The organism is Azospirillum tabaci (assembly GCF_014596085.1).
In the GTDB taxonomy this organism is placed as follows: domain Bacteria; phylum Pseudomonadota; class Alphaproteobacteria; order Azospirillales; family Azospirillaceae; genus Azospirillum; species Azospirillum tabaci.
On record NZ_JACCJY010000001.1, the window covers coordinates 124,573 to 145,331 of the forward strand.

Sequence of the window (20,759 nt, forward strand, 5' to 3'; positions counted from 1 at the left end):
CCGCGTCTCCTCACGCGAGGACAGACCGCCCGCCGATCCCGTGGGAAGCGCTCCCGCCGGACCGCCTCCTTACCAGAGGAACAGGACGATCAACTGCGGCGCAAGGATACGCAGAAACATAACCATAGGGTAAACAGTGGCATAGGCGAGGGCGGGAGCCTCCGATGCGCTCATTGCGTTTGCAAAAGCGAGCGCGGGCGGGTCCGTCATGCTGCCGGACAGGAGGCCGCAGATCGTCAGGTAGTTCTGCCGGGCGAAGGCCCGCGCGACGACGCCGACGACGAGCAGCGGGATCAGCGTCACCAACACGCCGCAGCCGATCCACAGCAGCCCGTCGCCGTGCACCAGCGTCTCCACGAAACGATCGCCGGACATCAGCCCGACCACCGCCAGGAACAGGACGATGCCGATCTCGCGCAGCGCCATGTTGGCGGCCGGCGGCATGAACCAGACCAGCGGTCCGACGTGGCCGATGCGCGCCAGCAGGATCGCCGCCACCAGCGGCCCGCCGGCCAGACCCAGCTTCAGCGGCGCCGGCATGCCCGGAATGTAGAAGGGGATGGAGCCGAGCAGCACGCCGAGCAGGATGCCGATGAAGACCGGCACGAACTCCACCTGCTGGAGCCGCCGCGCCGAGTTGCCCATCAGCGCCGCCACCCGCTGGAGGTCCGATGGTTTGCCGATGGCGGTCAGGATGTCGCCGAACTGGAGGTGCAGGGCCGGGCTGGGCACCAGCTCCACGCCGGCGCGGTTGATCCGGCTGACCACCACGTCGTAGGCGTCGGCGAGGTCGAGCTGGCCGATGGCCTTGCCCAGCACATGCTCGTTGGTGACGACCAGCCGGTCCCAGCGCATGTCGGTGCCCTTGGTGGTCAGGGTGACCTCCGCCGCCTCGCCGAGCAGGCGCTTCGTCGCCTCCAGCTTGACCCGCGGCCCGACCAGATGCACCACGTCGCCGGCCCGCAGGCAGGTGTCCGGGTGCGGCACCTGGAGCCGCCCCTCGCGCAGCAGGCGGGACACCATCACCCCCTGATCGCCGAACAGCTCCATGTCGCGCAGCGGCAGCCCCATGGCCGACCGGTTGCGCACGGCGACGTCCAGCGTCTCCAAGGTTTCCACCTGGGCGCGGCGCTTGCGCTCGAAGACCTCGGCTTCCGCCGCCGGGTCGATGCGGAAGAGGACGCGGATCAGCCCCATGGTGATGAGGATGCCGACGATGCCGAAGGGATAGGCGACGGCGTAGCCGAGGCTGGGCGTGTTGATCTCCGCCGCCGAGGCCCCGACCTCGCGCAGCATCTCCTGCGCGGCGCCCAGCGACGGCGTGTTGGTCACGGCGCCGGAGAAGATGCCCAGCACCGCCGGCAGCGGCACCCCGCCGATCTCGTGGATCGCCACCGCCACCAGCACCCCCAGCCCGACCAGCGCGGCGGCCAGCAGGTTCAGCGTCAGGCCCGACTTCTTCAGGGCGGCGAAGAAGCCGGGGCCGACCTGCACGCCGATCGTGTAGACGAACAGGATCAGCCCGAACTCCCGCATGAAATGCAGGACGTGATGGTCGAAGGTCAGACCCAGCGCCTTGGCGGCGTGCCCCGCGGCGATGCCGGCGAACAACACCCCGCCGATGCCCAGCCCCACGCCGTGCACCTTGATCTGTCCCAGCGCCAGCCCCGACGCCGCCACCACGCTGAGCATCAGCATGATGCGGGCGATGTCGGGAAGGCCGTTGAACAGGTCGATCAGCAGGGTCATGGCAGGCACCCGGTCCGGTTGAGCAGCGAGGGGGCGAAGGTGCCTATGAATGCCCGCTCCGCTCCGCCCGGGCAATGCCCTGGAATGGGAAGGGACATTCGCCGGATCAAAATTTCGCCACTTTCTGGCCCTAAACCGGAGTGAGCCTTACGGCATGAAGTGGCTGGCCGGACCCGTGAACCCCTGCGGTCCGGCCCCTAAGCGACGATCAGGGCTCCGGTTTCCGGCGCCCCCAGCCAGGCCCCGGCTGGATCGGCGGCCATCGCAAGAACCCCCTTGCGATGGCCGTTTCTTTTTGGGCCGTTTCTTTTTGGCACCCGGGCGGGCTGTGCTATAGCTCCCACCGCCCCGACCACCGCAAGAGTCCGCCCGTCGCCATGCCCGTTTTCGCCGGTTCCGCGCTGACCTGCCTCCGTGGCGACCGGCTGGTCTTCACCGGGCTGGACTTCCGGATCGCGCCGGGGGAGGCGCTGTTCCTGCTCGGCCCCAACGGCAGCGGCAAATCCAGTCTGCTGCGGGTCATGGCCGGGCTGCTCAAGCCGATCCGCGGCCAGCTCTCCTGGGACGATGTGCCGGTCTCCGACGACCCCGACGCCCACCGCGGCCGCATCCATTACGTCGGCCATCTCGACGCGGTGAAGCCGGTGCTGAGCGCGGTGGAGAATTTGTCCTTCTGGGCCACGCTGGGCGGCGCCGCCGACCCGCGGGGCAACGCGCTGAGGGCGCTGGACCGGCTGGGCGTGCCGCACATCGCCAACGTGCCGGGGCGCTACCTGTCGGCGGGGCAGAAGCGGCGCCTGAACCTTGCCCGCATCATCGCCGCCCCCGCCGCCCTGTGGCTGCTCGACGAGCCGACCGTGGCGCTCGACCGCGCGGCCATCGCCCTGTTCGAGGAGATCATCGCGGAGCACCGGGCCGCGGGCGGCATGGTGGCCGTCTCCACCCATGTGGACATCGCCATGCCCGGCGCCCGCAACCTGCATCTCGACGACTTCACCCCCGTTCTCCGTGGCGTGGACGACGAGGTCGGAGACGAGGACGAGGAGCACGCGGCATGACCCGCTTCCTGCGCCTGATCGGGCGCGACCTGCGGCTGGCGCTGCGCCAGGGGTCGGACGCCAGCATCGCCGTGATGTTCTTCGTGCTGTGCGTGGTGCTGTTTCCCTTCGGCGTCGGGCCGGAGCCGAACATCCTCGCCCGCATCGCCGCCGGGGTGATCTGGGTGGCGGCCCTTCTGGCCTCGCTGCTGTCGCTGGAGCGGCTGTTCCAGAACGACTACGAGGACGGCTCGCTGGAGCTGCTGTCGCTGTCCACCCTGCCGATGGAGGCGGTGGTGCTGGCCAAGACGCTGGCGCACTGGCTGGTGACCGGCCTTCCGCTGATCGCCGCCGCCCCGCTTCTGGCGCTGCTGCTGAACATGGACGCGGAGGGGTTCGGGGTGCTGGTGCTGACCCTGCTGGTCGGCACGCCGATCCTCAGCCTGATCGGCAGCATCGGCGCGGCGCTGACTCTGGGCGCCCGGCGCGGCGGCGTGCTGCTGTCGCTGCTGATCCTGCCGCTCTACATCCCCGTGCTGATCTTCGGCGCCGGGGCGATCGACGCCGCGCTGAACGGCCTGACCCCGCGCCCGCATCTGCTGCTGCTGGGCGGCCTGTTGGCCGGCGCTCTGCCGCTGGCTCCCTGGGCGAGCGCCGCCGCCCTGCGTCAGGCGGTGGAGTAGGGGCGGCGCCTCACGGGCCGCCGAGACGATCCTGGCACGGTCCTGGATGTCGGCACGCCGGACGGCGACGCCTGGAACGGGCGAAGGCGGATTTTAAAAGGGATGGAGGCGATCAGGCCGAAGCCGTCGTGCGACAGGGCGGTGTCACACCGCGGGGAATTCCGCCGCTTCCGGGCAAATTCCTGTGTCGCATCATTGTCTTGGGGAAATTGGTGGAGCCGAGGAGGATCGAACTCCCGACCTACGCATTGCGAACGCGTCGCTCTCCCAGCTGAGCTACGGCCCCACGCACCGTTACCGGCGTGCGGCGGATAATGGTGATGCGGAGGGAGCCTGTCAAGCCCCCTGAACGCGCCCGATAACGGGCATCAGCGGTTGCGCGCAAGGGGATAGCGCGGCCCGCCGCGCGGCACTGGACAGCACTCGCCGCTTGTGCTTAGGGTGCCCCGCAAAATCGGACAATAAAGGGACGGGCCGGGCATGATTGCGCTCTACCTGCTGATCGACACCGTTCTCAGCCTCTATGTGTGGCTGCTCATCGCTTCGGCGGTGCTGAGCTGGCTGGTGGCCTTCAACGTCGTCAACACCCGCAACCGCGCGGTCTATGTCATCGGCGACTTCCTCTACCGCATCACGGAACCGGTCCTGCGTCCGATCCGCCGCGTCCTGCCGAACATGGGCGGCCTGGACCTGTCGCCGATCGCGTTGATCCTGCTGATCTTCTTCATCCGCAACCTGATGGCGGAATACTGGCCGCGCTTCTGATGCCGGGACCTTTGGAAGCCGTGCCGTTCGAGGCTGCGGCGGACGGTGTGCGGCTGGCGCTGCGGGTGACGCCCAAGGCGTCGCGCAACGCCATCGTCGGGCTGGCCGCCACGGCGTCCGGAGGAACGGCCCTGAAGGTGACCGTCACCGCCGTGCCGGAGAACGGCAAGGCGAACGAGGCGGTGGTGAAGCTGCTGGCCAAGGCGTGGAAATTGCCGAAGACCAGCCTGACGGTGGTGGCCGGCGCCACCGACCGGAACAAGATTGTCCATGTCGCCGGCGATCCGGCCGACCTCATGCGCCGGCTGACGGCGCTGGTGGAAACAGCGAAGCCTGATACGGGGAAGAGCGATGGCTGAGGCGAAGATCATCGACGGCAAGGCGTTCGCCGCGGGGCTGCGCGCCCGCGTGGCGGAGGGTGTGGCCGCGCTCAAGGCCAGCCACGGCGTCACCCCCGGCCTCGCCGTCGTGCTGGTGGGCGAGGACCCGGCGAGCCAGGTCTATGTCCGGTCCAAGGAAAAGGCCCTAGCCGACCTCGGCATGAACAGCTTCGACCACCACATGCCGGCCGACCTCGGCGAGGCGGAGCTGCTGGCCCTGATCGACCGGCTGAACGCCGACCCGGCGGTGCACGGCATCCTGGTCCAGCTTCCCCTGCCCAGGCACATCGACACGGCCCGGGTTCTGGCCCGCATCGTTCCGGAAAAGGACGCGGACGGCTTCCACGTCGTCAACGCCGGCCTGCTGGCGACCGGCGGCGCCGGCGCCATCGTGCCCTGCACCCCGCTGGGCAGCCTGCTGCTGCTCCGCGACACGCTGGGCAACGACCTCAAGGGCAAGCGGGCGCTGGTGCTGGGCCGCTCCAACATCGTCGGCAAGCCGATGGCGCAGCTTCTGCTCCAGCAGGACTGCACCGTCACCGTCGCCCATTCCCGCACCCAGGACCTGCCCGGCGAATGCCGCCGCGCCGACATCCTGGTCGCCGCGGTGGGCCGGCCGGAGATGGTGCGCGGCGACTGGATCAAGCCGGGCGCCGTGGTCATCGACGTCGGCATCAACCGCGTGCCGCACCCGACCGAGGCGGGCAAGACCAAGCTGGTCGGCGACGTCGCCTACGACGAGGCGGTCAAGGTCGCCGGCGCCATCACCCCGGTGCCGGGCGGCGTCGGGCCGATGACCATCGCCTGCCTGATGCTCAACACGCTGGCCGCGGCCTGCCGCGCCGCCGGCGCGCCGGTTCCGGCCGAGGCCCTTGCATGATCACGGTCCACGCCCGGGTGGGCGGCCGCGTGGTCGAGCAGCCGCTCGCCCTCGGCGAGCCGCTGCCGCCCAACACGGTGTGGATCGATCTTCTCCGTCCCGACGAGGCGGAGCGCGCGCATGTCGGCGCCGTCACCGGCTGCGACCTGCCGACGCGCGAGGAGATGAAGGAAATCGAGGCATCGAGCCAGCTCTACACCGAGGGGGAGGCCGTCTACCTCACCTCCTCGGTGATCGCGCGGGCCGATTCGCCGATGCCGGAGCAGGGCGAGGTCACCTTCGTCCTGACACCCCGGCACATGATCACGGTGCGCTTCACCGAGCCGCGCTCCGTCGCCACCTTCGCCGCGCGGACCAGCCGCCAGCCGGAGCTTCTGGCCAGCGCGGAGGACGCGCTGCTGGGCATCCTCGACGCGGTGATCGACCGGGTGGCCGATGTGCTGGAACTGATCGGCGCCCGCATCGACGGGCTGTCCGCGCGCATCTTCACCGACTCGCTGAACAGCGGCGGGTTCGGCGGGGGCGGGTCCGGCGGGTCCGGACGGGCCGCCAAGAAGCCGGACGAGCTGCAGGACGTGCTGCGCGGCATCGGGCGGGCCGGCGACCTGACGCACAAGGTCCGAGACAGCCTCGCCGGGCTGGACCGGCTGGTCGCCTTTCTCTCCTCCGTCGCCGCCGGGCGGCTGACCAAGGAGCAGAAGGTCGCGCTGAAGACCCTGACGCGCGACCTGCGATCCCTGAACGAGCATGCCGGCTTCCTGGCGCACGAGGCGAACTTCCTGCTCGACGCCACGCTCGGCCTGATCAACATCGAGCAGAACGCGATCATCAAGATCTTCTCGGTCGTTTCCGTGGCGCTGATGCCGCCGACCCTGATCGCGTCGGCCTACGGCATGAACTTCCACCACATGCCCGAGCTGGACTGGGACTTCGGCTATCCCATGGCCATCGTGATGATGGTGCTCTCCGCCGTGGTGCCGCTCTGGTACTTCCGCCGCCGCGGGTGGCTTTAACCGGAAAAAGGGGTCCGCCGATGATCGTCCTGTCCGATGCCGCGCTCGACGCGCTTCTCGCCCAGGACGTTCCCTACGGCGACCTGACCACCGACTCGCTGGGCATCGCCGCCGCACCGGCGCGCATCCGCTTCGCGGCGCGCGGCGCCATGGTGCTGGCCGGGACGGAGGAAGCCGCCCGCCTGATCGAGAAGGCCGGCGGCACGGTGGCGTCCGTCCGGCCCAGCGGCACGGCGGTCGAGGCCGGGGCGCCCTTCCTGGAGGGGCACGGCCCGGCGGGCGCCCTGCACCGCGGCTGGAAGGTGGCGCAGACCCTGGTCGAATACGCCTCCGGGATCGCCTCCCGCGCCCGCCGCATCGTGGAAGCCGCCCCCGGCGTGACCGTCGCCTGCACCCGCAAGAACTTCCCCGGCGCCAAGGACCTGTCCGTCAAGGCGGTGCTGGCCGGCGGGGCGGTGATGCACCGGCTGGGCCTGTCGGAAACGATCCTGGTCTTTCCCGAACACCGCGCCTTCCTCTCCGGATCGCCGGAGACCTGGATCGCCGATCTGCGCCGCCGGGCGCCGGAGAAGAAGATCGTGGTCGAGGTCGACACGGTGGCGGACGCCATCGCCTTCGCCCGGGCCGGGGCCGACGTGCTGCAACTGGAGAAGCGGACGCCGGAGGAGGCCCGCGCCGTGGTCGAGGCGACGCGCGGCCTGCCGCGCCCGCCGGTCGTCGCGGCGGCGGGCGGCGTGACGGAGGACAACGCGGCGGCCTACGCCGCCGCCGGCTGCCCGCTGCTGGTCACCACCGCCCCCTTCTTCGGGCGCCCGGCGGATGTGAAGGTGGTTCTGGAACCGGCGTGAATGTCGTTTCAGTCCCTCTCCCGCCCCGGGAGAGGGTGCCCGCGCAGCGGGCGGGTGAGGGTCGTACGAGGATTAAAGCGCTGTTCCTTGGCGGTACCCTCACCCTCCCACCGCTTCGCGGCGGGCCCCACCCTCTCCCGGGACGGGAGAGGGGAGTCTTCAGCGGTCGCGGTTCGGGGCGATCTGGTCCACGCGGTGGGCGAAGTCGACATCGGCCTGGGTCAGGCCGTCGGCGCTGCGGGTGCACAGGATGATCTCCACCCGGCCCATGTCGTTGAACCATTCCGGATGGTGGTTCGTCCGCTCCGCCAACAGGGCGACCTGGCTCATGAAGCCCCAGGCGGCGGGGAAGTCGGGGAAATGGTAGGTCTTGCGGATCGCGTCGCGCTCCAGCACCTCCGCCCAGCCATGCAGTTCCTTGAGCGCGGTCTGCCGCTTGGCACCCACCAGCTTGTCCGACATTTCTTCCCCCCGTTGTTGGTTGGCCTGTGCAAGGCGTAACGGACACGGATCGATCGTGGGTCAAATCCGTCTTCCGGTTTAGCGCCGCTTGGCCTGGGCGGCAAGCGGCGCTACCTTCCCCCGTATGATGCGCAAACCGGCACACACCCACACCGTTCCCCCCTCCACCCCCGACCTCGAGCGGATGGCCGAGGACGCGCTGGAGACGATTCCACGGGAACTTCTGGCCCCCATCGTCAATCTGTCGATCCATGTCGAGGATTTTCCCGACGAGGAGACCGAACGCGAGATGGAGCTGGAAAGCCCCTTCGACCTGCTCGGCCTGTACCGGGGCGTCGATATGACGCGGCAGAGCGTCGCCGACCTGCGCAGCGGGCCGGACATGATCTTCCTCTACCGCCGCCCGATCCTGGACTACTGGTGCGAGACGGGCGAGGACCTGTTCGCCATCGTCCGCCATGTCCTGATCCACGAGATCGGCCACCATTTCGGCCTGTCGGACGAGGACATGGAGCGCATCGAAGCCATGGAGGGGTGAGTCACCCGTCCAGAGCGCCCAGGACATCCGCCACGCGGCGGCGCAGCGCGGGCACCAGCTCCGCGTCGAACCAGGGATTCTTCTTCAGCCAGGCGGTGTTGCGCCAGCTCGGGTGGGGCAGGGGCAGGAACTCCGGCAGATAGTCGCGCCACGCCGCCACCGTGTCGGTCATCGTCCGCCGGCGGCGGTTTCCCAGATAGTGGGCCTGCGCGTAGCTGCCGATCAGCAGGGTAAGCCGCACCCCGGTCAGGGCGGCGCGCAGCGGCGGGTGCCAGAGCGGGGCGCATTCCGGACGCGGCGGGTAGTCGCCGCCCTTCGGCGCCGTGCCGGGGTAGCAGAGCCCCATGGGGACGATGGCGATGCGGCTCTCGTCGTAGAAGGCGTCACGGTCCATGGCCAGCCACTGGCGCAACCGGTCGCCGGACGGGTCGTTCCAGGGGATGCCGCTGGCGTGCACCCGCGCGCCCGGCGCCTGCCCGACGATCAGCAGGCGGGCGGACGGGCTGCCGCGCAGCACCGGGCGACAGCCGTGCGGCAACACCCCCGCGCACAGCCGGCAGGCGCGGGCCTGTTCGAACAGGGCCTTCAGGTCACCCGTCAAAGGCTCAGCAACTCGGTTACGAAGGCCGGGACCAGCTCGGTCGCCGGGCCGTTGACGGAATCCGCGAACAGGCTGGCGCCCGCCGACGGCTCCAGGTTCAGCTCCACCGTCAGGGCGCCGGCGTTGCGCGCCTCCGCCACGAAGCCGGCGGCGGGATAGACGTTGCCGGAGGTGCCGATGGAGACGAACAGATCGCAGGCGCCCAGCGCGCGGTAGATCCGCTCCATCTGGTAGGGCATCTCCCCGAACCACACGACGTCGGGGCGCATGCCGCCCCTGCGGGTGCAGGACGGGCAGACGTCCTCCACCGACAGGTCGCCGGTCCAGTGCTCCACCTTGCTGCGGCAGTGGCGGCAGAAGACCGCGTTCAGCTCCCCGTGCATGTGGATCAGCGTGTGCGACCCGGCGCGCTCGTGCAGGTCGTCGATGTTCTGGGTGACCAGCAGCAGCTCGCCTTTCCAGCGCTGCTCCAGCTCGGCCAGAGCGATATGAGCGGCGTTCGGCTGCACGGCGGGGTCGCGCAGGCCGCGCCGCCGGTCGTTGTAGAAGCGGTGGACCAGCACCGGGTCGCGGGCGAAGCCCTCCGGCGTGGCGACGTCCTCCAGATCGACCTTGGCCCAGATGCCGTCGGCGCAGCGGAAGGTGTCCAGGCCGGATTCCTTGGAAATGCCGGCCCCGGTCAGAATGACGATGGAGTCGGTCGGTTTCAGATGGTTGGCGATGGTCATGTTGGCGGCGGTCATATTGGCGATGGTCATGGCGCCCTGGCGGGTTCGGGGAACGGCTGCTAGATCTCGGACCGGGAAAGCAGAGACGGAAACCAGAGAGGAGGAGGCCGGGATGGTCAAGGTCCTGTTCGTGTGCACGGGCAACATCTGCCGGTCGCCCACCGCGGAAGGTGTGTTTCGCGACCGGGTTCGGCAAGCCGGTTTGGAGAGCCGCATCGGCACCGATTCGGCGGGCACCCACAGCTATCACGTGGGGGAGGCGCCCGACCCGCGCAGCCAGCGCGCCGCCAAGGCCCGCGGGGTGGACCTGTCGGACCTGCGCGCCCGCAAGGTGACCGCGGCGGACTTCGCCGACTTCGACTGCATCCTGGCGATGGATGGCGGGCATCTGGCGCAGTTGCGGCGCATGGCCCCGCCGGACAGCCGGGCGACGGTCGCCCTGTTCCTCGACTACGCCCCCGACGCGCCGAAGCGCGAGGTGCCCGACCCCTATTACGGCGAGGGGCTGCATTTCACCGAAGTCCTCGACCTCTGCGAGGCCGGTTCCAAGGGGCTGCTGGAGGCGATCCGGCGGGACCGGCTGTGACGCGTGCCATGACCGGCGCGCCGGACCTGCGGGCCGAGCTGGAACAGGCGCTGGGCAGTCCGGTCCGGTCGCTCGACCGGCTGGCCGACGGGCACAACACGGCGCTGTGGGCCGTCACCCTGGCGGACGGCCGGCGGCTGGTGGCGAAGGTCGCCTCCGGAAGCGGGACGGGGCTGGAGCCGGAAGGCTTCATGCTGCGCCATCTGGCCGAACGCTCCGCCCTGCCGGTGCCGGCGGTGCATCACGCGGACGACCGGCTGCTGGTGATGGACCGCATCGACACCAGCGGCGGCATCACCCCGGCGGTGGAGGAGCACGCGGCGGAGCTGGTCGCCGCCCTGCACGGCATCACGGCGGACCGCTATGGCTTCCCGCGCGACACGCTGATCGGGCCGCTGCCCCAACCGAACGGTGAGACGGAGGACTGGAACGCCTTCTTCCGCGACCGCCGCCTTCTGCACATGGGCCGCAGGGCGCTGGAGGAGGGGCGCATCGACGCCGGGCTGATGGCCGGTCTGGAGCGGCTGGCCGCCCGCCTGCCGGAGCTGATCGGGGAGCCGGGGCCGCCCTCGCTGATCCACGGCGACCTGTGGGGCGGCAACGTGCTGGCCCGCGGCGGGCGGGTGGCGGCCTTCATCGATCCGGCGCTGCACCACGCCGACGCGGAGATCGAGCTGGCCTTCACCACCCTGTTCGGCACCTTCGGGGACGCCTTCTTCCGCCGCTATGGGGAGATCCGTCCCCTCCGTCCAGGCTTCTTTGAGCTGCGGCGGGACCTTTACAACCTCTACCCGCTGCTGGTGCATGCGCGGCTGTTCGGCGGCTCCTACGTCGGGTCGGTGGAGCGGACGGTGCGGCGTCTTGTGGGGTGAGGGGCAATGCTGGAAAGGTCAGCGCCACAGGGATTTCTGCGCCTCGGTGACGGCGTCGTAGCGGGTGATGCCGATGTCCCGCAATTCGCGGTCGGACAGGGACAGCAGGGCGTCGCGCTGGCGGCTCTGTTCGCGGAAATGGACGATCCAGGCCAGCAGCGCGCGAAGGCGGCGGGCCGGTGGCGGCGCGGTGCGGGGAAGGACGTGCAGCGTCATGGTGGCCTCCGGCGGGTGCGATGAAGCACCAGCATCCGGCCGTCCCCGCCGGTCCGCAAACGGGACCTTTTCATCGTCGGGTGAGCGGCTTTCACCCGAAGCGGGTCACCGCCCCTGGGCGAACTCCGCCCGCATCCAGGCGCGGAAGGCGGCGACCTCCGGGCGGCGCAGGCTGTCTTGGGCGGTGACCAGCCAATAGGCGCTTTTCGCGCGCAGGCGCGGCCCCATCACCTCGACCAGCTGGCCGGACGCCAGCTCCGGATCGACGGTCGGACGCCGTCCGATGATGACGCCCAGCCCGCGCACCGCGGCGTCCACCGCCATGTGGATCGCGTCCAGCCGCAACCCGCGCTTCAGCCCGTCGTCCAGCGCCGACGGCGGCAGGCCCGCGGCCTCCGCCCAGGCGGTCCAGTCCTCCGACACGTCGGCGACGTGGAGCAGCGGGACGGTGGCGAGGTCGGCGGGGCAGGCGATGCGCGCCGCCAGGGCGGGAGCGGCCACCGGGACGAGGTCCTCCTCCATCAGCTTCAGCGCGGCCAGACCGGGCCAGTCGCCGCGGCCCAGCCGGATGCCGGTGTCGATGCCGTCGCGGGGGAACTCGACCACCCGGTGGGCGGTGTCCAGCGCCACCGTGATCGCCGGGTGACGCTCCTGGAAGGCGGGCAGGCGGGGAATCAGCCAGCGCAGGGCGAAGGTCGGGGCGGCGCTGACCGACAGCCGCCCGCTGGGCGCGCGGCCCGGCACGCTCTCCGTCGCCAGCGCCAGCGATTGCAGCGCGTCGCGCACGCGGGGCAGATAGGCGTGGCCGGCGGGGGTCAGCGACAGGCTGCGGTTGCCGCGCAGGAACAGTTCCACCCCCAGCCATTCCTCCAGCGTCTGGATGCCGTGGCTGACCGCGCTGGGGGTCAGGTGCAGCTCTTCGGCCGCCGCCTTGAAGCTCTGGTGGCGGCCGGCGGCCTCGAACAGGCGCAGGGTGTTGAGGGGCGGCAGTCGGTAGGCCATGGTCCGCGCAGTCTGCGGTGCTGGTGGGTTGGCCGCAAGGGGGATATCCCGCGACCACCGGAGCAAAGAGCCCTCGCCCCCCTGGGGAGGGTGAGGGGGCCGGTGCGCTTGCAGCGCACCGCCAAGGGGCATGCTGCCCCTTGGCAATCCCCTGGCGTGAGCTTGATGCCCACGCTGCCCCCTCACCCTGACCCTTCCTCCGGAGGGGAGAGGGGATTGGTCTTGCAGTGCCCAAACAAAAAGCCCCGCCGGAGCGGCGGGGCTTTTCGATCGTCCGGGGAGCGGGGCTCAGAGAGCCTCGTCGACCCACGTGAACAGGGCGGTCTTCGGCAGGGCGCCGATCTTGGTGGCGGCGACGTTGCCGTTCTTGAACAGCATCAGCGTCGGGATGCCGCGGACGCCGTACTTGGTCGGGGTGCCGGGGTTGTCGTCGATGTTCAGCTTGGCGACGGTGACCTTGCCGCCATACTCCTTGGCGAGGTCGTCGAGCGCGGGAGCAATCATCTTGCAGGGGCCGCACCACTCCGCCCAGAAATCGACCAGGACCGGACCGTCGGCCTTCAGCACGTCCTGCTCGAAGCTGTCGTCGGTGACCTTGATGGGATCGCTCATGTGACCTCTATGCCTGGGTTCAGGGGCACCGCCGCGCCGATTTTCCACCGGCGGCGGACCCATCCCTCATCGGTGGAATTTGGCAAAATGTATGACCGACCCCCCTCACCGGTCAAGCCGGGGCGCGAATGCGGTCTCGTCAACCCAATCCGCCGCCCCGTGCAACGCGGCCGGGGGTGAAAAGTTCCCAAGGCGGACTATCGCGCGCGCCTCACTCCGGCAACTCCATCAAAGCGGGGGTATCGGTCCACAGCAGGACGCAGCGCACCGCCTTGTCCGGGTAGATGGCGCGCAGCGCCGCGCGGTAGGCCTCCATCTGGCGGACATAGACGGGCGGCACGTCCTCCGCCCGGACGGGCGGCGGGCGGTTGGTCTTGTAGTCGACGATCCACACCGCGTCGTCCTCGATCACCAGCCGGTCGACCCGGCCCGATAGGGCGCGCCCGGTCACCAGACCGACCACCTCCACCTCGGCGCGGGAGTTGGGACCGAACAGGCGGGCGAAGCGCGGGTCGGTCAGGACGCGCATCGTTTCGGATGCGATCTCATCCTGCCGCTCCGCCGTCAGCTCATGGCCGGGACGGGCGAGGTAGCGGCGGGCGGCGGCCTCCCGCGCGTCGGGCGGCAGGTCGGGCAGGGTCTGCATCAGCCGGTGGATCAGCAGGCCGCGCTTGAAGCGCGCGCCGTCGTCCTCGCCGAGCGGAGAGCGCATCGCCGGCTCGTCCCCGTCCGGGCGGGAGGGGGTGAGGGGGCGCGACGGTTCCGGCTCCTCCGGCGCGGCGGCGGTCAGCCAGGGCGGGGCGGCCTGCGCCGCCAGCACACGGCCCGCCTCGGCGCCGTCCGGCTTGGGCACGGCGGTCTGCGGGTCGGCCAGCCGCCAGCCCTCGCCGCTCCAACCGTCCGGGCAGAGGGTGGAGAAGTCGAAGGGGTGCGGCACGCCGATCTCGCCCATCGCGGCCTCGACCAGCTTGTACCAGCAGGCCTCGGACGGCTCCTTCTTGCCCTGGTAGCCGCAGACGTACAGCCGGTCCTCCGCGCGGGTCAGCGCGACGTACAGCAGGCGCCTGTACTCCTGGTCGCGGCGGCGGTTGGCGCGGGCGCGCGCCTCGGCGCACAGCGCGTCCTCCTGCGAGCGGCGGGCGGCGAAGAGCGGCACGGCGCAGCCCTCGTCCGGCCAGAGGATCGGCGGGCTCTGGGTCGGCGTGCCCAGCGTGTCGGGCAGGAAGACGATGGGCGCCTGCAGCCCCTTGGAGCCGTGCACCGTCATGATGCGTACGCGTCCGCCGCCCTGCTCCAGCTCGCGCTTGATCTCCGCCTCGCTGGCCGCCAGCCAGGCCAGGAAATTCTGCAGCGAGGGCGGTTCGGTCTTCTCGAAGGCCAGGCATACGGCCAGGAACTCGTCCAGCGGGTCCTGGGCGTCGGGGCCGAGCCGCTTGAGGATGGCGCGGCGGCCCGACCCGTCCGGATCGGCGGGGCAGGGGGCGGCCAGCAGCCCGGCGAACAGCTCGTAGGGCGCCAGGAAGTCGGTGCGGGCGAGCTGGGCGCCCAGATAGCGGCGGGCCGGGCGGTAGGCCGGGTCGTCCTCCGCCTTCGCCACCAGCGCCCGCCACAGCGTGCCGCGCCGCCCGTGGGCGAGGTCGAACAGCTGGTCCTCGGTCAGGCCGATCAGCGGCCCCTTGAGGACGGTGGCCAGCGTCAGGTCGTCTTCCGGCAGCAGCAGGAACTCGCACAGCGCCATCAGGTCCATGACCGCGAGCTGCTCGGTCAGCACCATGCGGTCCACACCGGCCACCGGAACCGCGCGGTCCTTCAGGGCGCGCACCAGCTCCGTCACGAAGGCGGTGCGGCGGCGGACCAGCACCATCACGTCGCCGGGCTGGATCGGACGCCCCCGCGACTCGAGCGACTCGCCGCGCTGGGTCCAGTCGCGGATGGTGTCGGCGATGACCGCGGCCAGCCGGGCTGACGGTGAATCGGCGGCCTCGCGCTCCACCGGCGGCGCCCAGGCGGGCGGGTCGGCGGCCTCCGCCGGCTTCACCGGGGGCCACAGCTCGACCAGCCCGGCATGGCCGCGGCGGAAGGCACGGTGGCGGATCACCGGGCTCGTTTCGGAAGCGACACCATCCTTGGCGCCGTCCAGCCGGAACACCGCGTCCACGGTCTGCAGCACGGTGGCGGTGGAGCGGAAGGAGATGTCCAGTTCCACCGCGTGCCAGTCGCGTTCGGCGGCCTTGGCGCGGGTCTGGAAATGGCGGCGCATCCGCGCGAATTCGGCGGGGTCGGCACGCTGGAAGCTGAAGATCGACTGCTTCTCGTCGCCCACGGCGAAGACGGTGCGCGTGCCGTCGTTGCTGTCGCGGGCGCCATCGCGGGCGCTGAGGCCGGCGAAGAACTCCTCGGCGATGGAGCCGACGACCTGCCACTGCTCCGGGTTGGTGTCCTGCGCCTCGTCGATCAGGATGTGGTCCAGCCCGCCGTCCAGCTTGAACAGCACCCAGGGCACGGCGGGCACGCCGTCCTTGCCGCGCAGCAGGGCGTTGGCCGACAGGATCAGGTCGTCGTAGTCGAGCAGCGCCTTGGCCTTCTTCTTCGCCTCGTAGGCGTGCAGAAGCGCCTCGGCCAGGGTCAGCAGGGCGGTGGTGGAGGCGGCGACTCCGGCCGAGCGAACCCGTTTCATCAGCGAAACGAGCCGCTCCGCCTCACGCTCCAGCGCCGTCAGGGCGGCGGGGAAGGCGGTGGCCGGCTTCTTGGTGATCAGGGTCTTGCGCGCGCCGCCCTCCGCCGTCAGGAAATGGCGGGCGTAGATCTGGAAGGCGCGCACACGGTTTTCCGCGGCATCCAGCCAGCCCTGGATGCCGACCCCGCGCTCCTCGTCGGTCTTGCTGCCGGTGGACAGCGCGCGGCAGGCGTCGCGCAGGCCGGGCACGTCGAAGGCGTCGTCGGCGCAGGCCTCGCGCAGGATCGCGGCCTCGGTGATGCCGGGCGGCACGCCCAGCGCCTCGTGAACCGCGTCCACGGCACCTTGCAGCCCGTGGACGCTGTCGAACAGGCGCTGGATTCGCCCGCGCTCGCTGGCCAGTTCGGCCAGGATGTCGGCGAACTCCTCGGCGTTCAGGTCCGCGGTCAGGCGGGCCATCGCCTTGCCGAGCGGGCTGTCGGGCGCGGCGCGCCCGGCGTGCAGCACCTCGTCCCGCGCCTCGGTCAGCAGGCCGGCGGCGGTGCGCTCGTCCATCACCTCGAAATGCGGGGCGAGTCCGGCCTCCAGCGGGAAGCGGCGCAGCAGCGACTGGCAGAAGGCATGGATCGTCTGGATCTTCATGCCGCCCGGGCAATCCACCACCTGGGCGAACAGCCGGCGGGCGATGGTCCGGGTCTCGGCGCTGGGCCGCTCGCCGCAGAGGTCGGCGAGCCGATCCTCCAGCCCCTCGTCGGGCAGGGTCGCCCAGATGCCCAACGTGCGGTTGATGCGGATGGACATCTCCGCCGCCGCCGCCTTGGTGAAGGTCAGGCAGAGGATGCGCGCCGGCGCGGTGCCGGACAGCATCAGCCGCAGCACGCGGTCGGTCAGCACCTTCGTCTTGCCGGACCCGGCGGAGGCGCCCACCCACACCGACGACAGCGGATCGGAGGCGAGCCGCTGCGCGACGTTGGGGTCCAGCGGAAGCTCGCGGACGGGGAAGTCGAGGACGGTCATGGGCGGGTCGTCATGTGTGAGGCGTTGCCCCCACCCTCCCCATGCTGCGCATGGGTCCCCTCCCTCCCCCGCTCTCGGCGGACCGAAGGTCCGCCTGTCGCGTCAGCGCAAACCTTTGGTTTGCGCGAGAGCTGGGCAGGGGAGGGCCTTGATTCCCTCCCCTGCGAAAGCGGGGGAGGGTTAGGGTGGGGGTTATGACGTGTACTCATCATCCCTCACCCCCATCGCCGCCCGCCGACCATTCCTGCACCCGCGCGAGGTGGGCGTAGTCGGTGTAGCGCGGGGCCATGGCCGGGCGGGGGCAGGAGCGGTAGGGGGTGGCGGGGTCGTCGAAATGGCGGATCAGCTCCTCCAGCCCGGCGCGGGCCTCGGCCGCCAGCGTCGCCGGGTCGCCTTTCACCGCCTTCTCCTCGCCCGGCGGATCGCCGCCGGACAGGCGCCAGAAGGCCAGCTCGGCCACCCGGTTCTTCGCGACGCCGGCGAAGCCGCCGGCCTCGGCCATGGCGGCCTCCAGCGGCAGCTGCGGGGCGAAGCCCAGCTCGATCTCGCGGGTCGAGGGCGGGGTGCCGGTCTTGTAGTCGATCAGGATCAGCCCCTCGCCGCCCGAATCGATGCGGTCGGCCTTGGCGGTCAGCAGGAAGGGGCCGGCGGGGCCGCTCAGCGTCAATTCGCCCGACACCTCGGTGGCGAGCGGCTTCAGGGTGCGGCGGCGGTCACGCTCCTGCCCGACGAACCATTCGGCGATGCGCTCGAAGCGCGGCCACCAGAAGGCCCACACGTCGGGATGGCTGTGCAGCAGCGGGCCGAAGGACTCGCGGCCCATCGCCAGCAGCCGGTGCAGCGCATCGTCGGGCAGTTGGCCGGGGAACGCCTTGACGAAGGCGTCGAGTGCGGCGTGGATGAACTGGCCGCGGTCGGCGGCGCCGGGGTCGGCGGCGATGGGGTCGAGCTTGCGCAGGCGCAGCACATGCTCGGCGTAGATGGCGTAGGGGTCGCGCATCCACTTCTCGATCTTGGTGACCGACAGCTTGCGCGGGCGGGCGGACACCGGCGGGCGCGGCTCCGGCGGGGCGACGGGGCGCACGGCGTCCGGCTCGTCCAGCCCGCGCGCCCAGGCCAGCCAGGGCTCCCCGGCCAGCTCGATCCGCCCGTCCAGACCCAGCGCGCGCAGCACCGTTTCCAGCCGCAGCAGCCAGCGCGACGGGACGGTCGGTGTGCCGTCCACCCGCTCCGCGCGGGTCAGCACGACCTCCTCCGCGCCGCAGGCGTGGGTGAAGTCGTGAGCGGACAGGCCGACCATGCGTTCCGGGCTTGGCAGGCCGAAATCCCGGCGCATCGGGCGCGACATCCAGGGATCGGCACCGGGGTCGGGCGGCCAGGTCCCCTCGTTCAGCCCGCCGAGGACCAGCAGGTCGAAATGCTGAAGGCGGGCTTCCATGGGGCCGAGGATGTAGAGGCGCGGGTGCAGGCCGAAGCGCGGGCGCACCGGGCGCATCGCCATCAGCGCGTCGAGCAACGCCGGATAGTCCTTGCCGGGAACGGCGGGGAAGCCGTCCGCGGCCTCCAGCAGCTCATGGACGAAGGTCGCGGCCTCCTCGCCGTCGTCCTGCCGCCACAGGAATTCCGACCCCGGCGCGTCGGTGCGTGAGGCCAGCGCCTCCGCGAAGGCGACGTGCGCGCGGACGAGGTCGCTGAGCGGGGCCTCGCCGAACAGCACTTCCATGAAGGGGGCGGCGAGCGTTTCGAGATTTTCCAGCCAGCCGAGCAGGGCGGCCTGCTGGTCCGGGTGGTCGAAGCGGTCGGCGGCCTTCAGCGCGGCGATCAGCCCGGCGAAGCCCTCCGCCGGGCGGGGGCCGCGCAGGACGGTGCGTTCCAGCGCGCGGGCGGAGCGGCGGAACTCCGCCGGGTCGTGCCCGCCGGCGGCCAGCGGGTGCTTGGCCAGAGCCAGCAGGGCCAGCGGGTGGGCGCGGCTGGCGGCCAGTTCGGCGGTCAGCCGCAGATAGGTGCCGACCGCGGTGTGGACCAGCGGCTGGCCCGCCGAGTCGTTGACCGCGATGCCCCAGCGGGTCAGCGCCATGGCGACCCGGCGCGCGAGGTTGCGGTCGGGGGAGACCAGCGCCGCCGTCTTGCCCGGCGTTTCCAGCGCGTGGCGCAGCAGGAGGGCGATGACCGACGCCTCCTCCTCCGCGGTCGGGGCGTCGATGCGGGTCAGCCCGTCCAGGGCCGCGGCGTCCAGCCCGTCCAGCTCCCGCCAGCTTTCCGTCGTGGCGGCGGGGCGCATGGCCTCGGCCAGCAGGCGGGCGCGGGCGGCCCGCGGCTCCTCCGCGTCGTTCCAGCGGCGCACGGCGGCGCGGTCGACCGACAGCCGGTCCAGCAGATGGGCGAGGCCGTGTTGCGGGTGCGCCTCGTCGGCGCGGATGGCGTCCCAGCTCGCCTCGTCGGCCTCCAGGTCGAGGCCGGGCAGCACGACGGCCCCCTGCGGCAGGGCGGCGACCACCGCCAGCAGGTCGGCGGAGGCCGGGATGGAGCCGGTGGAGCCGGCGGCGATGACCAGCCCCTGCGGCGGCTCCGCCCGCCAGAGCGCGGCTTGGGTTTGGAGCACGAGGTTGCGGCGCTGCGCCGGGTCGGTCAGCGCGCTGGCGCCGAGGATGGCGGGCCAGTGCTCCGTGACGATCTTCAGGAACTCCAGCGTCACCTGCCAGTGCTGGGCGTAATCCTCCGGCACCAGGGAGGCCAGCCGGTCGAAGGCGACGTTCTCCGTCCACACCGCGTCGATCAGCCGCCCCAGGTCGGCGCCCAGCCGCACCGCCTGCGCGGTGGTGGCCGACACGCCGGTCGCCTGGAGGATCAGCCGGGCCAGCATCATCTGGCGCTTCAGCCCGCTGATCGGGTCCGGCAGCTCCAGCGGCACGCCGGGCAGCTCCTCCGCCGAGGTCAGGCTGAGGGAGGCGGCGTCCAGCTCGCCCAGCGGGCTCATCCGCGGCAGCAGCATCGGCTGCCCGCCGGAGCGGCGCAGGAAGGCCTCGCGCAGCGAGCGGCAGGAGCGGCGCGTCGGCAGCAGGACGGTCACCCCGGCCAGCGCCAGCGGGTCGTTCCCCACACGGTCCAGGATGCCCGCGGCAAGCTGGTCCACGAAGGACACGCCGGTGGGAATCGAATAGACCTTGGGCTCCGCCCTGCCGCTCATGCCTGCCCCGGAAGCTGTATCGTCAGACGCGCGAGGATACTAGATGTGGGGCAATGAGACCACAAAGCGTCAAGGAATACAAAAATTCTCACAAAGTGGCCGTCGGGCGGCGGTCGGACGGCCGGTCAGGTGGTGACCACCGACACGTCGCTCATCGACAGCATCTCCTCCGTCTCGGCCAGCGCGTCGGGGGTGCCGATGTGGAACCACAGCCCGTCATGGGCGAGGCCGAAGAGGCGCCCGGCCTCCTGCGCGCGGTCCCAGATGCGGTTGGTGGAAAAGGCGCCGTCGGGGGTGTCCTGCGCGAACAGCCCCGGCTTCACGATCTGGACGCCGGCGTAGACGAAGGGGGCGATCTCCATCTCGCCGCGCCGGATCAACCGGCCCAGCGGGTCCATGTGGTAATCGCCGCGCCCCTCGTAGCCCACCGCCTTGGTGGTCGCCATCAGCAGCAGAAGCGCGTCCATCTCGTCCGGGTTCCAGTGGCGGGCCAGCCGCGCCAGCGTGGGGGAGGGGCCGTCGAGCCACAGGATGTCGGCGTTGACCACATAGACCGGGTCGGTGCCCAGCAGCGGCAGCGCCTTCTTCACGCCGCCGCCGGTCTCCAGAAGCGTGTCCTCCGGCGACAGGGTGATGGCCGGGGCGGTCCGTCCCGCCAGATGCGCGGCGATCATCTCGCCCTTGTAATGGCTGTTGACCACGGCGGAGGCCACCCCGGCCTCCTCCAGCCGGTCGAGCGCGTGGTCGAGCATCGGCTTGCCCATCACCGGGATCAGGGGCTTCGGGCGCTCCAGGGTCAGCGGGCGCATCCGCAGGCCCAGCCCGGCGGCCATCACCATGGCCTTGGCGGGGGCGGTTGTCACAGGGGGCGTCTTGGTACGGGTCTTCTTCGAGACAGGCGACATA

General features: G+C 71.2%; 20 protein-coding genes and 1 tRNA gene. 10 read left to right on the plus strand and 11 right to left on the minus strand.

The annotated features are described in order from the left end of the window. Nucleotides 1-69: 69 nt before the first annotated feature. On the minus strand, nt 70-1,749 hold the full coding sequence (locus H0B54_RS00600; RefSeq protein WP_188258835.1) for a putative transporter: 1,680 nt from the start codon (nt 1,747-1,749) through the stop codon (nt 70-72). Between the two features lie 377 nt (nt 1,750-2,126). Between H0B54_RS00600 and ccmA the strand changes: the two genes are divergently transcribed. Together ccmA and ccmB are read left to right on the plus strand one after the other, a co-directional pair. Continuing rightward, on the plus strand, nt 2,127-2,807 hold the full coding sequence (ccmA, locus tag H0B54_RS00605) for a heme ABC exporter ATP-binding protein CcmA (protein WP_188258836.1): 681 nt from the start codon (nt 2,127-2,129) through the stop codon (nt 2,805-2,807). Further along, nucleotides 2,804-3,469 (plus strand): heme exporter protein CcmB, encoded by a 666-nt coding sequence (ccmB, locus tag H0B54_RS00610; protein ID WP_014238686.1) that lies wholly within the window; start codon nt 2,804-2,806, stop codon nt 3,467-3,469. The genes ccmA and ccmB overlap by 4 nt, the downstream gene beginning before the upstream one ends. A 210-nt stretch (nt 3,470-3,679) precedes the next feature. Here the strand turns inward: ccmB and H0B54_RS00615 are convergent. Beyond that, nucleotides 3,680-3,755, minus strand: a tRNA-Ala gene (locus tag H0B54_RS00615). 194 nt (nt 3,756-3,949) lie between these two features. Here H0B54_RS00615 and H0B54_RS00620 point away from each other — a divergent pair. The 5 genes from H0B54_RS00620 to modD are packed head-to-tail and all read left to right on the plus strand — an operon-like array spanning nt 3,950 to nt 7,355. Further along, a complete protein-coding gene (locus H0B54_RS00620; protein WP_014238675.1) occupies nt 3,950-4,234 on the plus strand; it encodes a YggT family protein in 285 nt (94 codons plus the stop codon). Beyond that, entirely contained in the window at nt 4,234-4,593 is a 360-nt protein-coding gene (locus tag H0B54_RS00625) for a DUF167 family protein (RefSeq protein ID WP_188258837.1), read from the plus strand. Before H0B54_RS00620 ends, H0B54_RS00625 begins: the two co-directional genes overlap by 1 nt. Continuing rightward, nucleotides 4,586-5,494 carry a bifunctional methylenetetrahydrofolate dehydrogenase/methenyltetrahydrofolate cyclohydrolase FolD gene (gene folD / locus H0B54_RS00630; RefSeq protein ID WP_188258838.1) on the plus strand — a complete coding sequence of 303 codons (909 nt, stop codon included), beginning with the start codon at nt 4,586-4,588 and terminating at the stop codon, nt 5,492-5,494. The genes H0B54_RS00625 and folD overlap by 8 nt, the downstream gene beginning before the upstream one ends. Then, nucleotides 5,491-6,507, plus strand: coding sequence for a magnesium transporter CorA family protein (locus H0B54_RS00635; protein ID WP_188258839.1), 1,017 nt, complete (start codon nt 5,491-5,493; stop codon nt 6,505-6,507). Before folD ends, H0B54_RS00635 begins: the two co-directional genes overlap by 4 nt. A 20-nt stretch (nt 6,508-6,527) precedes the next feature. Beyond that, on the plus strand, nt 6,528-7,355 hold the full coding sequence (gene modD, locus H0B54_RS00640; RefSeq protein WP_188258840.1) for a ModD protein: 828 nt from the start codon (nt 6,528-6,530) through the stop codon (nt 7,353-7,355). Between the two features lie 159 nt (nt 7,356-7,514). On the opposite strand, the gene H0B54_RS00645 is transcribed toward modD, so the two are convergent. After that, nucleotides 7,515-7,817: a 4a-hydroxytetrahydrobiopterin dehydratase gene (locus tag H0B54_RS00645; RefSeq protein ID WP_014238670.1), complete on the minus strand. Its 303-nt coding sequence runs from the start codon at nt 7,815-7,817 to the stop codon at nt 7,515-7,517. Between the two features lie 124 nt (nt 7,818-7,941). Here H0B54_RS00645 and H0B54_RS00650 point away from each other — a divergent pair, with 124 nt between their 5' ends. Continuing rightward, the gene (locus H0B54_RS00650; protein WP_246472184.1) at nt 7,942-8,355 is read left to right on the plus strand and encodes a metallopeptidase family protein; all 414 of its coding nucleotides are present in this window, start codon (nt 7,942-7,944) and stop codon (nt 8,353-8,355) included. 1 nt (nt 8,356) lies between these two features. Here the strand turns inward: H0B54_RS00650 and H0B54_RS00655 are convergent, their stop codons facing one another. Together H0B54_RS00655 and cobB are read right to left on the minus strand one after the other, a co-directional pair. Beyond that, entirely contained in the window at nt 8,357-8,956 is a 600-nt protein-coding gene (locus H0B54_RS00655) for a uracil-DNA glycosylase family protein (protein WP_188258841.1), read from the minus strand. After that, entirely contained in the window at nt 8,953-9,714 is a 762-nt protein-coding gene (cobB, locus tag H0B54_RS00660) for a Sir2 family NAD+-dependent deacetylase (RefSeq protein ID WP_246472185.1), read from the minus strand. Before cobB ends, H0B54_RS00655 begins: the two co-directional genes overlap by 4 nt. A gap of 82 nt (nt 9,715-9,796) precedes the next feature. On the opposite strand from cobB, the gene H0B54_RS00665 reads away from it, so the two are divergent. Together H0B54_RS00665 and H0B54_RS00670 are read left to right on the plus strand one after the other, a co-directional pair. Further along, nucleotides 9,797-10,270 (plus strand): low molecular weight protein-tyrosine-phosphatase, encoded by a 474-nt coding sequence (locus H0B54_RS00665; protein WP_188258842.1) that lies wholly within the window; start codon nt 9,797-9,799, stop codon nt 10,268-10,270. An 8-nt stretch (nt 10,271-10,278) separates the two neighbouring features. After that, a complete protein-coding gene (locus tag H0B54_RS00670; protein WP_188258843.1) occupies nt 10,279-11,142 on the plus strand; it encodes a fructosamine kinase family protein in 864 nt (287 codons plus the stop codon). Nucleotides 11,143-11,160: 18 nt separating this feature from the next. On the opposite strand, the gene H0B54_RS00675 is transcribed toward H0B54_RS00670, so the two are convergent. From H0B54_RS00675 to H0B54_RS00700, 6 genes are all read right to left on the minus strand, one after another. After that, nucleotides 11,161-11,358 carry a DUF1127 domain-containing protein gene (locus H0B54_RS00675; RefSeq protein WP_188258844.1) on the minus strand — a complete coding sequence of 66 codons (198 nt, stop codon included), beginning with the start codon at nt 11,356-11,358 and terminating at the stop codon, nt 11,161-11,163. A gap of 105 nt (nt 11,359-11,463) precedes the next feature. Then, nucleotides 11,464-12,360, minus strand: coding sequence for a transcriptional regulator GcvA (gene gcvA / locus H0B54_RS00680; protein ID WP_188258845.1), 897 nt, complete (start codon nt 12,358-12,360; stop codon nt 11,464-11,466). A 288-nt stretch (nt 12,361-12,648) separates the two neighbouring features. Then, nucleotides 12,649-12,972 (minus strand): thioredoxin TrxA, encoded by a 324-nt coding sequence (gene trxA / locus H0B54_RS00685; RefSeq protein ID WP_014238663.1) that lies wholly within the window; start codon nt 12,970-12,972, stop codon nt 12,649-12,651. A 211-nt stretch (nt 12,973-13,183) separates the two neighbouring features. Further along, complete coding sequence (gene addA, locus H0B54_RS00690) at nt 13,184-16,666, minus strand: double-strand break repair helicase AddA (RefSeq protein WP_188258846.1); 3,483 nt, start codon at nt 16,664-16,666, stop codon at nt 13,184-13,186. Between the two features lie 208 nt (nt 16,667-16,874). Continuing rightward, the gene (gene addB / locus H0B54_RS00695) at nt 16,875-19,853 is read right to left on the minus strand and encodes a double-strand break repair protein AddB (RefSeq protein WP_188258847.1); all 2,979 of its coding nucleotides are present in this window, start codon (nt 19,851-19,853) and stop codon (nt 16,875-16,877) included. A gap of 125 nt (nt 19,854-19,978) precedes the next feature. Next, complete coding sequence (locus tag H0B54_RS00700; protein WP_188258848.1) at nt 19,979-20,758, minus strand: nucleotidyltransferase family protein; 780 nt, start codon at nt 20,756-20,758, stop codon at nt 19,979-19,981. Nucleotide 20,759: the final 1 nt, after the last annotated feature.